The organism is Luteimonas sp. GW821-FHT14E02, from assembly GCF_058803905.1.
The window spans coordinates 91790-106412 of record NZ_JBXAPK010000003.1 but is presented as its reverse complement, the minus strand read 5'-3'; the positions used below and the strand labels follow the sequence as shown (position 1 = coordinate 106412).

Sequence of the window (14623 nt, the reverse complement as noted above, 5' to 3'; positions counted from 1 at the left end):
AGAGTGTTGCGCGGGTGGCCGCCAACGCCGGGCATGACCGGATACGGCACTTTGTACGGGTACTTTCCACAACCAGCGCTCTCTGCCATCGGCGCCGGTCTCAGCGCCGGCGCGCCACGTCACACCACCGCGAGCAGCGGCAACGGCCGCCCGATGGCATAACCCTGCGCCTGATCGATGCCGATCTCGCGGACGAGCTCCAGCGTCACCTCGTCCTCGACCTGTTCGGCGATGGTGCGCGCGCCAAGGCGGCGGGCCACGGTATTGATCGATTCGGTGATGGCGCGATCCACCGGATTGCTGGCGAGCTGGTGGATGAAGCTGCCGTCGATCTTGATCGTATCCACGGGGAACTGGCGCAGATAGGCGAAGGAACTCAGGCCCGTGCCGAAATCATCGAGCGTGATGCCGCAACCCGCCGCGCGTGCCTGCTCGATGAACACCACCGCCGCGGAAACGTTCTCGATCAACGCGGTTTCGGTGATTTCCAGATGCAGGCGCTGCGGTGGCAGTTGCGAGGCTTCCAGTTCGGCTTTCAGGAACGCCCACAATGTCGGGTCGTCCAGCGAATTCGCCGAAAGATTGATGGCGATGGTGACATCGTCGGCCGCGCGCAGGCGTGAGCCCTCCCCATGCAGGGTGTTGCGGATGACCCAGCGATCCAGCCTGTCCATCAAGGCGAAGCGTTCCGCGGCGGGAATGAAATCCGACGGCGAGACGATGCGGCCCTTGTCGTCACGCATCCGCAGCAGGATTTCGTAAGACCGCGCGATCGGACGATCGGGTTGCAGGCTGCGGATTTCCTGCGCGTACAGGCAGAAGCGCCCGGTGTCGATGGCATCGCGGATGTTCGCCGCCACCTTGATGTCGCGGCGATAGCGCTGCGCCTGACCATGCGGCTCTTCTTCGTAGACGACGACGTGGCTGTTTCCCTTCGACTTGGCGACGTAGCAGGCGGCGTCGGCCTGGCTGACCAGATCGTCCGGCGCGAGGATGTCGCCGCGCACGGCCGTCAATCCAACGCTGGCACCGATCTCGTAGCGCCGGCCGTCCCAGCGGAAGCGCAACGCCGAGATGGCATCCACGAGTTGCCGCGCGATCGACTCGCCTTCGGCGACGCTGGAGTCGCGCAGCAGAATCGCGAATTCGTCTCCGCCCAGGCGTGCCACCAAATCATGGCTGCGTGTGCGGTAGCGCAACAGATCGCTGATTTCCCGCAACAGCGCATCGCCGGCGGTATGTCCGGCGCTGTCGTTGACGATCTTGAAGCGGTCGAGATCGAGGAAGCACACCACATGCCGGCGCGCCTGCTCCTCCGCCTCGGCGATCGCCTCGCGCAGTTCCTGTTCGAACGCGCGCCGGTTGGGAAGCGCGGTCAGACTGTCGTGATTGGCATGATGTTCGAGCGTGCGCCGCAGCGCGCGTGTCTGGCTGGCGTCCTTGAAGACCAGGACGGCACCGATCACCTCGTCACCCGCGGTCTTCACCGGCGCGGCCGAGGACTGCACGTCGATGCAATTGCCGTCGCGCGCCAGCAGCACCGCATCGCCCTGTTGATAGCGCGGCTGCATCAGGCGCAGGCATTCGGTGACCGGATCGGGCAGCGCCTGACCGTTGCCGTCATCGATGGTGATGAAGACCTCTTGGAGCGGGCGCCCGCGGGCATCTTCGAACACCCATCCCGTCAGTGCTTCCGCGATGGGATTCATGAAGGTGATCGCGCCCTGCGGATCGGTGCAGACCACCCCATCGCCGATCGAGTCGAGCGTGATGCGCAAGCGCTCCTTCTCTTCGTGCAAGGATGCTTCAAGCATCCTGTACTCGGTGATGTCCATGTTGATGCCGACCAGACGCACCGGCCTGCCCTCGGCATTGCGCAGAATCCGTGAGATGGAGCGCAGGTAGCGAATGGCGCCGTCACCACCACGATGAATCCTAAATCTCAGATCGAGAGTCGAAGTGGTCTCGTCGATGGCTTCGACTTCGCTCACCATTCGTGCCCGGTCATCGGGATGGACATAGCCGATCCAGGTCTCCCAGGCAGGAGCATCCTTGTCCGGCACGTGTCCGTAGATTTCGCACAGCCTCGCATCCCAGACATCGCGATCGGCGACGAGGTCATGGTCGAAGACCCCGAAGCCACCGGCTCTCAGCGCCAGTTGCAGGCGCTCGTTGGCCATGGCCAACTCGGCCTGCGCCTGCTTCTGGTCAGTGATGTCGAGCAGCACGCCGACCGTGCGCAGCGGCGTGCCATCGGCATCGCGGAACAAACGCCCCAGCGAACGCACGTGGCGATAGGTGCCGGTGCGCACGTTGAGCATGCGGTAGTCGGCCTGGTACACGAAGGTCCGGTGCAGCATGTCCTGCACCGTGCGCCGGGCCAGCGCGCGATCGTCCGGATGGATCAGATCGGTCCAGGTGTCCTCGGTGCCGTCGAACGTGCCCGGTTCGAGCCCGCTGATCTCGTAGATGCGGTCGCTCCAGCGCCAGCGTCCGGTCGGCGCGTCCTTGTCGAACGTGGCCTCGTAGATGCCGACGCCGCCCGCCTCGACCGAAAGCTGCAGGCGCTCGGTCGTCGCCGCCAGGCTGGCCTCGGTCTGTTTCTGGTCGGTGATGTCCCATTGCACGCCGACGGCACGCATCGGCGTGCCGTCGGCATGGCGGATCACGCGCGCGAGCGTGCGGACGTGGCGGATCGCGCCATTGTTCCCGTCGACGACCCGATAGTCCTCGTTGAAGTTCGAGGTCTGCTCCGTCGCCCGGTCCATTTCGCGCACGACACGGTCATGATCGTCCGGGTGGATGTAGCGAACCCAGCTCTTCATCGTGCCGTCGTAGCCGCCGGGCTCGCATCCGTACAGCTCGTACATGCGATCGCTCCAGGTGCAGAAGCGCGTCGCGAAATCGAAGTCGAAGATGCCGACGCCGCCGGCCGCCACCGCGAGCTGCAGACGCTCGCTCGCGGCGGCGAGCTTGGCGTCGGAGGTTTTCTGCTCGGTCGTGTCGATGAGCACGCCGATGTAGCGCGACGGATTGCCTTCGTCGTCGCGCAACACGTTGGCGATCTCGTGCACGTGGCGAATCTCGCCGCCGGGCTGGACGATGCGGTACTCGATGCTGCTGGAATGCCCCTTCTCGATGGCCTCCTGGTACGCGGCATAGGCGATGCCGACGTCGTCCGGATGCACCCTGCGTAGCCAGCGCTCTTCCGACTGCGCGCGTTGCAGCAAGGCCCAGCCTTGCGCGATCCCGGCGGGATGGCGAACGCGATCCTCCTCGGTTTCCGTCAACGGTTCCAGCCCGAAGATGTCGAAGACCTTCGGCGTGGCCACCACGTATGCGCTCGGCAGTTCCAGATCGAAGATGCCGATCCTTCCCGCCTCCGTGGCCTGTCTCAGGCGTTCGGTCGCAAGCGCGAGACTGGTTTCGGTGCGCCGCTTCTCGGTGATGTCGATGAGGATGCCGATGTAACGCGACGGATTGCCTTCGCGATCGAGGAACACGTCGGCGAGTTCGTGCACATGGCGAATTTCGCCGTTCGGCTGGATGACGCGGTACTCGGTGTTGCGCGAGCATCCCGTGGTGATCGACTCCCGCCAGCTGGCGTACATCTGTTCGTAGTCGTCCGGGTGCACACTGGCCAGCCAGCGCTTGTCCGCCTGCTGGAACAGCGCCCAATCCTCGTCGATACGCGCGTCGTTGCCGACATCCTCGTTCGACTTGCAGGCCAATGGCTCCAGACCGAAGATCTCGAACACTTTCGGCGTCGCCAGCGTGTAGCCGGGATCGTCGCCCTGGGGCAGCACCACGTCGAAAACGCCGATCCGCCCCGCGTCCGTCGCCAGTTTCAGGCGCTGGTTGGCGATGGAGAGCTGAATCTCCGCGCGCTTGAGCGGCGTGATGTCGGTGGTGATGCCGACCACATGCATCGGCTGGCCGTCGGCGGTGCGCCTGGCGACCTTGCCGCGGGTCTGCAGCCAGCGCCAGCTGCCGTTCTTGTGGCGCCAGCGCAAGGTGGTTCGGTAGTCCTCGATGTCTCCGCGCCGGATGCGTTCGGCCAGAGTATTCGCTTCCTCGCGATCGTCGGGATGCAGCAGCTCCATCCAGTCCTGCAGGCCGTCGCCGACCTCTTCGACGGAATAACCCAGCATCGTCTCGCGATCGGGATAGTTCCAGACCTGATTGGTGATCGGATTCCAGTCCCACGCATTCAGCTCGCCGATTTCCACGGCGAGGCTCAGATACTGCTCCTTGGTCGCCAGTTCGGCTTCGGCATCCTTCTTGGCGCCGACATCGATGACCTGGATGACATGACAATCCGGCTTACCGGTCTTGCGATCGCGCAGCACGCTGACATAGCCCATGCCCCACAAGGTGCTGCCGTCCTTGCGGATGTACTTGCGTTCGACCTGGTACTGGTCGAGTTCCCCGGATCGCAGCCGCGCCAGCACGGCGTCCAGATCGACCGCCTGATCCGGGTGGATGACATCGTGCAGCCCCAGACCGATGCATTCATCGGCGTCATAGCCGAACAGCTTGCAGAACGCTGTGTTGGCGTAGATTCCACGCCCGTCGAGATCGGCCACGATCATGCCGATCGACGCTTCTTCGATGATGCGGCCAAGATCCGGCCCACCGAAGATATCGATACCGTGGGAAATGCGTTGCGGATTTGCCTTGACGTTCATCCGGCCTCATCGTGACGGAAGTTCAGACCGTTTGTGACGACGTACCAGAACTTTGCGGCAAATATACGCTTTCGTTCCATATTTGCGCGTGTAGGCGCCCGATTTCGGCAAGCGTATGGAACGAACGGATTCGCCTTAAAAAAGCCACTTTGGGTAGCATGCACGCGCACGAACGCTGCCTGATGAGCGATGGGAAAGGATTGATATCGATGACACCGACGCGCAAACCTTCGCGGCATCGCACGCCCGGCAGCGGCCCGACCATGGCCGATTTGGCGGAGTTGGCTGGCGTTTCCGCGATCACCGTCTCACGTGCGCTCGCCAACAGCCCTTTGGTGAATGCGGAGACGGCGGCGCGTGTGAAGGCGATCGCCGAGGCGCAGGGCTATGCCTTCAACGTCAGCGCACGCAATCTGCGTCTGCGCAGCAACCGCACCGTCGCAGTGATCGTCGAGATGAAACCCTCGCAGGATCGGCGCATGTCGGATCCCTACCCGCTCGACCTGCTCGGCGGGATTTCGCAGGAACTCGCCTCGGCCGGCTATTGCGTGCTGCTATCCACTCGTCAAGGCGGTGAAGCCACAGCCGTGCGTGGCGCCGATGCGGTGATCCTGCTCGGCCAGGGCGCACATGAGGACGCGGTGGAAACGGTCGCGCGCTGGCACCTGCCCATGGTGGTCTGGGGCGCGCAGGTGCCGCACGACGCCCATGTCACCGTCGGCAGCGACAATCGTCGCGGCGGCGCGCTGGCCGCGGAACGTTTCGTGGCGCTGGGACGACACCGCATCGCCTTCCTGGGCGATATCGCGCATGCCGAGGTGGCCGCGCGACTGACCGGTTTCGAGACGGTGCTCGCCGCCCACAAGCTCAAGGTCACCCAGTCCAAGCCGGCGGCCTTCACCGTTGCAGCCGGCGCCAAGGCCACCCACGCCCTGCTCGAACGCCAGCCGCAGATCGACGCCCTGTTCGCCGCCAGCGACCTGCTGGCGATCGGCGCCGTCCGAGCACTCACCGAACACGGACGGCGCGTCCCGGACGATGTCTCGGTGATCGGCTACGACGACACCCCGCTCGGCGCCACCTACGTGCCGGCCCTGTCCTCGGTGCACCAGAACCTGCACGAGGGCGGCGTCCTGCTGGCCCGCAAGGCGCTGGCGCTGATCGAAGGACGGGAGGTCGAATCCGAGATCCTGCCGACGAATCTCGTGGTGCGCGCGACCTGATCGCGCCGGCCGTTGAACGGCCCCTGCCCAGCCGCCTTCCGGCATCTTGACATCGATAACAATGCCCCTCTAGCGTGCGCGCCTGACGGCCGGCACTTTGCCGGCCGCCCGCAGGCGGTCAGGAGACCGCGCCGACAGAGCAAGCGCGCCAGCGCTTGATTGGTCGGGAGCGAATCCGGACCTGCGCCGGATTCGCGACAAGAAAAACGCACGGGATGTGCGTTTTTCAGCATTTGTGGGTATCAACGCCATGACGACGGGGATTGGGTGGACGCACGACCAGCAGACCCGGCGCACGGCCGGTCACAACACGAGAATCACCCCGACCGGGCCGCCAGCGACACGGGCTGGTCCCTGCGTCAAACCCGCTACGACCCCGACGGCCGCGCCCGCGACGAATCGCTGTTCGCCCTGGCCAACGGCTCGTTGGGCGTGCGCGGCAATTTCGAGGAATCGATCAGCGGCAGCGACGGTTGCTTCCTCGCCGGCGTGTACGAGCGCCATCCCATCGAATTCCACGAGCGCCTGCCAGGCTTCGCCCGCAACACCGACACCCGTGTGCCGGTCGCCGACGGCAAGCACATCGCCATCCTCCTGGATGACGAACCGCTCGACACCACGCAGTGCGAGTGGCTGGATTTCGAGCGCACGCTCGACCTGCGCAGCGGTTGCCTGCGCCGGCGCTCACGCCTGCGCACGCCGCAGGGCGCGACGCTGCAGATCGACAGCGAACGCCTGGTCTTGCTGGACGCGGATGTGCTCGGCATCCGTTTCAGCGTCACCTCCGTCGATTACAGCGGCACGCTAACGCTCGCTTCCACCATCCGTACCGGCCAGCGCCCCGCGCGCCAGGGCGACGATCCGCGCATCGGCGTGGTCGGCAGCCATCGGCTCGACACGCTCGCCGTCGCCGCGGATGCCAATGTCGCCAGCCTGGCGCAGCGCACGCGGCAAAGCGGCATCGCACTGTGCTGCGCGCAGACGCACCGCCTCGACGGCGGACCGCTCGTCTTCCTCGATGCCGAATTGGAAGACCATCGCGCCGTGCAGCGCTTCCGCGCCGAACTGCGGCCAGGACAGAGCGCGATGCTGGAGAAGTTCGTCGCCTACGCCAGCAGCGGCGAAGGCGTCACCGATGCGCTCGCGCCTGTAGCCGACGCCATCGCGCTCGCCGTCGAAACCGCGAATGGCGGCTACGCCGCTCTCGCGGCCACGCAGGCGGCAACCCTCGACGCATTCTGGCGCGATGCCGACATCGACGTCATCGGTGATGCGCGCACCCAACTGTCGCTGCGCTTCAACCTGTTCCACCTCATGCAATCGGCCAGCCGCGATGCGCACAGCGGCACCGCCGCGAAAGGACTGACGGGCGAAGGTTACGAAGGCCACTGCTTCTGGGACACCGAAGTCTTCGTGCTGCCGGTGATGCTGTACACCGCGCCGGAGATCGCGCGCGCGATGCTCGGCTATCGCTATCGCACCCTCGACGCCGCGCGCGCCAACGCGCGCGAGATGAACCATCCGCGCGGCGCGTTGTATCCCTGGCGTACCATCGCCGGCGCCGAGTGCTCGGCGCACTATCCGAGCGGTTCGGCGGCGTATCACATCAACGCCGACATCGCCTACGCGATCGGCCTGTATCTCGATGCCACCGGCGATACCGGCTTCCTGCTCGAAGGCGGTGCCGAGATGCTGTTCGAGACGGCGCGCATCTGGCCGCAGGCCGGTCATTTCGATCCGCTGCGCGGCGGCGCATTCGGCATCCACGACGTCACCGGCCCCGACGAATACACCGCGCTGGTCGACAACAACTTCTACACCAACCACATGGCGCAGCGGCATCTGCTGCGCGCGGTGGCGGTGTGGGAAAGCCTCTCCGCCTCGCATCCGCGAGAATTGCGGACGCTCGCCGAACGTCTGTCGCTGACCCAGAACGAAATCGATCTCTGGCGCCGCGCCGCCGAAGCGATGCAATTGCCGGTCGACGCCAGGCTCGAGATCTTCGCGCAGGACGACACCTTCCTGCACAAGCCGCGCTGGGATCTGACCGATCACAACCACGATCGCCCGTTGCTGCTGGATTTCCATCCGCTCACGCTCTACCGCCATCAGGTCTGCAAGCAGGCCGACGTGGTGATGGCGCTCGCACTGGCCGGCGATGGCTTCGACGCCGGTCTCAAGCGCCGCAGCTACGACTACTACGAAGCCATCACCACGCACGATTCCACCTTGTCGCCGGCGATCCACGGCATCGTCGCCAGCGAGCTCGGCCTGCACGAGAAGGCGCTGCACTACTTCACCGAGGCGCTGCGCGTCGATCTCGACGACCTGCACGGCAACACCGACCATGGCGTACACATGGCGGCGATGGCGGGCAGCTGGCTCGGCGTCGCCTGGGGCTTCGCTGGATTGCGCGTGATCAACGGCGAACTGACATTCGCGCCCGCCCTGCCCGCCGGATGGAACGGCTACCACTTCGGCGTGCACTGGCGCGGCCGGCGCCTGCGCATCGACGTCTCGCGCGATGGCGTGCGCTATCGCCTGAGCGGCGGCGATGCGCTGCGGATCGATCACAACGGTCAATCGCTGCTCCTGCAACCGGACGCCGAAACGCACGCGGCGCTGCGCCTCCATGTCGTGGAGGCACCGTGAGCGGCGACGTCTTCCCACGCCACTGCCGCGCCCTGATCTTCGATCTGGACGGCGTGCTGACCGACACCGCCGAACTGCACTATCACGCCTGGAAGCGGCTCGCCGACGAGATCGACGTCCCGTTCGACGAACGCGTCAACCTGCGCCTGAAAGGCGTCGATCGCGCGGCCTCGCTCGACATCATCCTCGAACGCGCCACGCGCACTTACAGCGCGGAGGAAAAGCACGCGCTGACCGATCGCAAGAACGGCTACTACAAGAGCGCCATCGCCACGTTCGGGAAAGAGAACCTGTTTCCCGGCGTCACCGGGTTGTTGCGCGACGCACACACCAAAGGCCTGCGCACCGCGCTCGCCTCGGCCAGCCGCAACGCACCCGCCCTGCTCGACCGGCTCGGCATCGCCGAGGTCTTCGACGCCATCGCCGATCCCGCGCAAGCACGCCCGAAGCCCAATCCCGACCTGTTTCTGGCCGCCGCATCGGCGCTGGGCATCGCACCGCAGGACTGCATCGGCATCGAGGATGCGGCCGCCGGCATCGCCGCGATCAAGGCCGCCGGCATGGCGGCGATCGGCATCGGCGATCCCGCGGATCTGGCACAGGCCGACGCAGTGTTGCCGCGCATCGACGACCTGCGCCTGGAGGAATTCATTCTTCAATAACACAACGCACCAAACACATAACGCGGCACACAAGACCGCGAGTGTCATTACAACAACATCACCCAGTGGAGGGAGCAACATGAGGTATGTCAACACCGTTCGAGACAAGTTGTCCGTAGCGTTATGCGCAGCGATCACGGCCACGCTGTTGCCGATGGCCGCGTCCGCGCAATCGACCGATCCAACCCCAGCCGCACCCGCGCAGGCACAGCCCGAAGAGAAAAGCGAAGCCACGACCCTCGACACCGTCGTGGTCAGCGGTACCGCGCAGTTCAAGGGACTGCGCAAACGCGACACAAGCTTCTCCATCACCACCGCGACACCGGAGCAGATCCAGGAAGCCGTTCCGCAGAGCACCGCCGATCTGCTGAAGATCGTGCCCGGCATATGGGCCGAATCCACCGGTGGCGGCACCGGCGCCAACATCTTCGTGCGTGGCATGCCGTCGGAGGGCGATGCGCCCTTCGTCACCGTGCAGCTGGACGGCTCGCCGCTGTTTCCGCCGCCGACGCTGTCCTTCCTCGAAAACTCCACGCTGTTCCGTACCGACGACACCATCGAGCGCCTCGAAGTGCTGCGCGGCGGTTCCAGCCCGATCTTCTCCAACGGCCAGCCCGGTGCCACCGTCAACTTCATCCAGAAGCGCGGCCAGGATGAGCCGGAAGGCAGCGTGCGGCTCACCGTGGGCAGTGACAGCCTGCGCCGCCTCGACATCTTCACCGGCGGCAAGATCGGCGAAGGCTGGTATGCCAGCTTCGGCGGCTTCTACCGCATCACCGATGGCGTGCGCGATCCGGAATTCCCCGCCGACAACGGCGGCCAGTTCAGCGCGACACTGTCCCGGCGCTGGGATACCGGCGAGGTCAACTTCTACGTCCGCCATACCGACGACAACAACGCGTTCTACACCGCCATCCCGCTGCTCTCGCGCAACGACGGCAGGAGTCTGTCGAGTTTCCCCGGCTTGAATGCGCAATCCGGCACGCTGTTGAGCAAGGATTTCCGCAACGTCACCCTGCCCGTCGGCCCCAACGGCGAGACCATCACGCGCGACATGGGCGATGGACGCGGCGTCAACATCAGCGTCTTCGGCGGCTCGCTGGACTGGAACGTCGGCGACTGGACCATCAGCGATCACTTCAACTGGATGGGCGGTGATGCGCCGACCAACGCGCTGTTCACCGGGCCGAGCCCGCGCACGATTTCCGACTACATCGCTTCATTCGGCAGCACCGGCACCGCGACCTACACCAACGGCGGCGGCGCGGTCGATCCCAACCAGCAAGTCCTGACCGCCGGTTGGTGGGTGGTCGACAAGGAGCTCAACTCCTTCACCAACGACCTGCGCTTCAGCCGCGAGCTGTTCGAGGGCAACACCATCACCTTCGGCTCGTACTACGCCAAGTACTCCTCGCGAGACACCTGGTACCTCGGCAACGACATGCTGCTCACCGCCGAGAATCATGCCAGGCGCATCGACGTGACACTCGACGACGGTCGCCGCGTCACCAACAACGGCTTCGTCGGCACCTCGTTCTTCGCGCTGCGCGCCGACTACGACGGCGAGAACACCGCCTTCTTCGTCGCCGACGAGTGGCAGATCAATGAGCGCTTCCGTCTCGATCTCGGCGTGCGGTACGAGAAGCAGGAAGTCGATGGCATCGTGCATGACACGGCGACGGTCGATCTGGATGGGGATCCGAACACGCTTTACGACAACAACACCTCCGTGTCGCTGCCGACGTTCCGTCGCATCGATCAGACCGACGACAAGATTTCCTGGACCGCCGGCCTGAACTTCAAGCTCAATGACAACAACAGCCTGTTCGCACGCGTGAACTCCGGCTTCAAGTTCCCCGGCTTCGACAATCTGCGCGACAACGTCACCGAAACCCAGGAAGTGGACCAGTACGAACTGGGCCTGAAGTCGGGAAGTCAGCTGTACGACCTCTACCTGACCGCGTTCTACAACAAGTTCAAGAACTCCCCCTTCCAGGCGTTCGTGGGCAACCAGAACGTGCTCCGGATGGGCGATTCGCGCGCTCGCGGCGTGGAAGTCGAGGGCGCGATCCGCCCGGTCGGCGGCCTGGAACTCGCGCTGACCGGTGTCTGGCTCGATGCGAAATACCGGAACTACGAGGACTTCACCGGCAACCAGGTGATGCGCCAGCCGAAGAAGCAGTTCCGCTTCACGCCGAGCTATTACTGGACGCTGCCGTTCGGCGATCTGAAGGTGTTCGCCACCTATTCGTACATCGACGATCGCTACGCGGACCTCGCCAACGAGCAGCTGCTGCCCTCGTATCACACGCTGGATGCCGGCGCGAGCCTGCATTACGGCGACCACTGGGAGTTCACCGCCAGCGGCAGCAACGTCACCGACGAGCTGGGCTTGACGGAAGGCAACGTGCGCGTGGAAGGCGGCGGCACCGGTGGCGTGTTCCTGGGACGGCCGATCGCGGGACGCTCCTATCAGTTCTCCGCGGCTTATCGTTGGTGATTGCTCTCCCTTCTCCCTCCGGGAGATCGAAGCCGCTTCGAGCGGCTGAGGGCCCCGTGAGGGGCGGATGAGGGCGGGAGAATTCAGACTCACGGGAACGTTCCCTGGCAAGTCATTCTCCCTCCCTCCTCCGGCGCTGCGCGCCACCTTCTCCCAAGGGGAGAAGGAAAATCTCTCCATGACTAGCTGCCTGTCGCCAGTCGCTTGCCGCTCGTGCTGTCGAAGAAGTGCATCCGCGTTTCTTCGTATCCGAGATGCACCGTCTGCCCTACCGTCGGCAGGTTATACGGCGGCAGGCGCACGACAAGGTCGCAGCCACCGCATCCGAGGTTGATATAGGCCTCGCTGCCGACCGGCTCCACCGTTTCCACTTTTGCCGGCAGACGGCCGATGTCGCCTTCGTGACTCAGATGCATGTCTTCCGGCCGCAGGCCGACAGTCAGTTCCTTGCCCACGTAGGACTGCAGCAACGCGCGCATCGCGGCGTTGGTCCTGAGCGGAAGCTCGACGCCTTCGGCGATGCGCAGACGCAGGCCTTGCGCGTCCTCCAGCAACGGCCCGAACAGCAGGTTCATCTTCGGGCTGCCAAGAAACGTGGCGACAAAAAGATTGGCCGGCTTCTCGTACAACGCCATCGGCGTGTCGATCTGCTGAATCTCGCCCTTGTCCAGCACGACGATGCGCTCACCGAGAGTCATCGCCTCGACCTGGTCATGCGTGACGTAAATCATGGTCGTGCCGAGGCGGCGGTGCAGGCGCGAGATTTCGACGCGTGTACTCGCACGCAGCTTGGCGTCGAGGTTGGACAACGGTTCGTCGAGCAGGAACACCTGCGGCTGCCGCACCAGGGCGCGCCCGAGCGCGACGCGCTGGCGCTGTCCGCCCGACAGCGCGGCGGGCTTGCGGTCGAGCAGCGCATCCAGTTCCAGCGTCTTGGCGGCATCGGCGACGCGCGAAGCGATCATCGTCTTGTCTTGGCTGCGCAGCTTCAGGCCGAAGGCGAGGTTCTCCGCCACCGTCATGTGCGGATACAGCGCATAGCTCTGGAACACCATGGCGATGTCCCGGTCCTTCGGCGCCACCTCGTTCACCACGCGCCCGCCGATGCTGAGCGTGCCGGAGGAGATCGTCTCCAGCCCGGCGATCATGCGCAGCAGCGTCGACTTGCCACAGCCCGACGGCCCGACCAGGACCAGCAGTTCGCCGTCACCGATCTCGAACGAGGCGCCGGCCACACCGACAAAACCATTGGGGTAGACCTTGCGCACTTGTTCGAGCTGGACACTGGCCATGCGTTCTCCACTTGTTCGGGACGGCTTGTTCGATTTGGCATTTCCAGCCATGAGTGACGCTCAGGCGCCGCATGCATCTCGCATTAGGGGCTTCAACCCGCGAAACTGCACCCTTTCACCCTTACATTCGGCCGGAACATTGCGGTATTCTGGCATGTAATCGTTTTCATGCCACTGTGCCGAACAAAATCTAAGAGGATTCTGGCTGATGAGCCAAGCGCGAGAAGCAAAAGACCCGTCCGTTTTGAAGTTCCCGAAAGGCTTCCTCTGGGGCGCCGCCACGGCCGCCCACCAGATCGAGGGGTCCCCGCTGGCTGATGGTGCCGGCCCCAGCATCTGGACCCGCTTCGCGCATACCCCCGGCATGATGCTCAACGGCGATACCGGCGATGTCGCCTGTGATCACTATCGTCGCTGGAAGGACGACGTGAAGCTGATGCGGGAGCTGGGCCTGCAAGCCTACCGTTTCAGCGTCTCCTGGTCGCGCATCCTGCCCGAAGGCACGGGGCGGGTGAACCAGGCCGGCGTGGACTTCTATTCGCGCCTGGTCGACGAACTGCTCGCCAACGGCATCGAGCCGTTGCTGACCCTCTACCACTGGGACCTGCCCGCCGCCCTCGACGACCGCGGCGGCTGGCTCAACCGCGACAGCGCCGACTGGTTCGCCGAATACGGCAGCGTGCTGTATCGCGCGCTCGACGGCCGCGTGAAGAAATGGGTGACGCTCAACGAACCCTGGGTGATCACCGACGGCGGCTATCTGCACGGTGCGCTCGCGCCCGGCCATCGCAGCAAGTACGAAGCGCCGATCGCCAGCCACAACCTGATGCGCGCCCACGGCGCCGCCGTGCAGGCCTATCGCGCCGAAGGCAAGCACGAGATCGGCCTGGTGGTGAACATCGAGCCGAAGTACCCGGCCACCGACTCCGCCGAGGACGCGGCGGCGGTGAAGCGCGCGCATGCCTACATGAACGAGCAGTACCTGCACCCCGCCCTGCTCGGCCACTACCCGCCGGAGCTGAAAGAGATCTTCGGCGACGCCTGGCCGGAATGGCCGGCCGAGGACTACGCGCTAATCAAGCAGCCGCTCGACTTCGTCGGCATCAACTACTACACCCGCAGCATCACCCGCGCGGCCGAAAGCTACCCGCTCAACACCGGCGTGGTGCGCAACCCGCTCGGCACCTACACCGAGACCGGCTGGGAAGTCTTCGAGCAGGGCCTCGTCGACCTGCTGCTGTGGTTCAAGAAGACCTACGGCGACCTGCCCGTGTACATCACCGAGAACGGCGCGTCATTTTTTGACCCGCCGGTGGCCGACAATGGACGCGTGCGCGACCCGCTGCGCATCGACTACCTGCGCAAGCACCTCGGCGCCATCCACGACGCCATCGAGGCCGGCGTGGACATCCGTGGCTACATGCTGTGGTCGTTCCTGGACAACATGGAATGGTCGCTCGGCTATTCCAAACGGTTCGGTATTGTCCACGTCAACTACGGAACGCAGGAACGCACACCGAAAGACAGCGCGCGCTGGTATTCTGGGGTGATCGCCACGCACGGCACCAAGCTGGCGGAACCACTTCCCTACTAACCTTCCCCACTT

7 protein-coding genes are annotated in these 14623 nt (G+C 64.9%); 5 read left to right on the top strand and 2 right to left on the bottom strand.

Annotated elements, in window-relative coordinates; all coding sequences use genetic code 11:
- Positions 1-119 precede the first annotated feature (119 nt).
- Positions 120-4688, bottom strand: coding sequence for a bifunctional diguanylate cyclase/phosphodiesterase (locus AC1RNP_RS06170; RefSeq protein WP_493050385.1), 4569 nt, complete (start codon positions 4686-4688; stop codon positions 120-122).
- 209 nt (positions 4689-4897) lie between these two features.
- On the opposite strand from AC1RNP_RS06170, the gene AC1RNP_RS06165 reads away from it, so the two are divergent.
- From AC1RNP_RS06165 to AC1RNP_RS06150, 4 genes are all read left to right on the top strand, one after another.
- The gene (locus tag AC1RNP_RS06165; protein ID WP_493050384.1) at positions 4898-5911 is read left to right on the top strand and encodes a LacI family DNA-binding transcriptional regulator; all 1014 of its coding nucleotides are present in this window, start codon (positions 4898-4900) and stop codon (positions 5909-5911) included.
- A gap of 267 nt (positions 5912-6178) precedes the next feature.
- Positions 6179-8563, top strand: coding sequence for a glycoside hydrolase family 65 protein (locus AC1RNP_RS06160; RefSeq protein ID WP_493050383.1), 2385 nt, complete (start codon positions 6179-6181; stop codon positions 8561-8563).
- Entirely contained in the window at positions 8560-9225 is a 666-nt protein-coding gene (pgmB, locus tag AC1RNP_RS06155; RefSeq protein WP_493050382.1) for a beta-phosphoglucomutase, read from the top strand. Before AC1RNP_RS06160 ends, pgmB begins: the two co-directional genes overlap by 4 nt.
- 154 nt (positions 9226-9379) lie before the next feature.
- Entirely contained in the window at positions 9380-11725 is a 2346-nt protein-coding gene (locus AC1RNP_RS06150) for a TonB-dependent receptor (protein ID WP_493050670.1), read from the top strand.
- Between the two features lie 182 nt (positions 11726-11907).
- Here AC1RNP_RS06150 and AC1RNP_RS06145 read toward each other — a convergent pair whose 3' ends face one another.
- Positions 11908-13017 (bottom strand): ABC transporter ATP-binding protein, encoded by a 1110-nt coding sequence (locus AC1RNP_RS06145; protein ID WP_493050381.1) that lies wholly within the window; start codon positions 13015-13017, stop codon positions 11908-11910.
- A gap of 208 nt (positions 13018-13225) precedes the next feature.
- Between AC1RNP_RS06145 and AC1RNP_RS06140 the strand changes: the two genes are divergently transcribed.
- The gene (locus tag AC1RNP_RS06140) at positions 13226-14611 is read left to right on the top strand and encodes a GH1 family beta-glucosidase (RefSeq protein ID WP_493050380.1); all 1386 of its coding nucleotides are present in this window, start codon (positions 13226-13228) and stop codon (positions 14609-14611) included.
- The last annotated feature ends 12 nt before the right edge of the window (positions 14612-14623 follow it).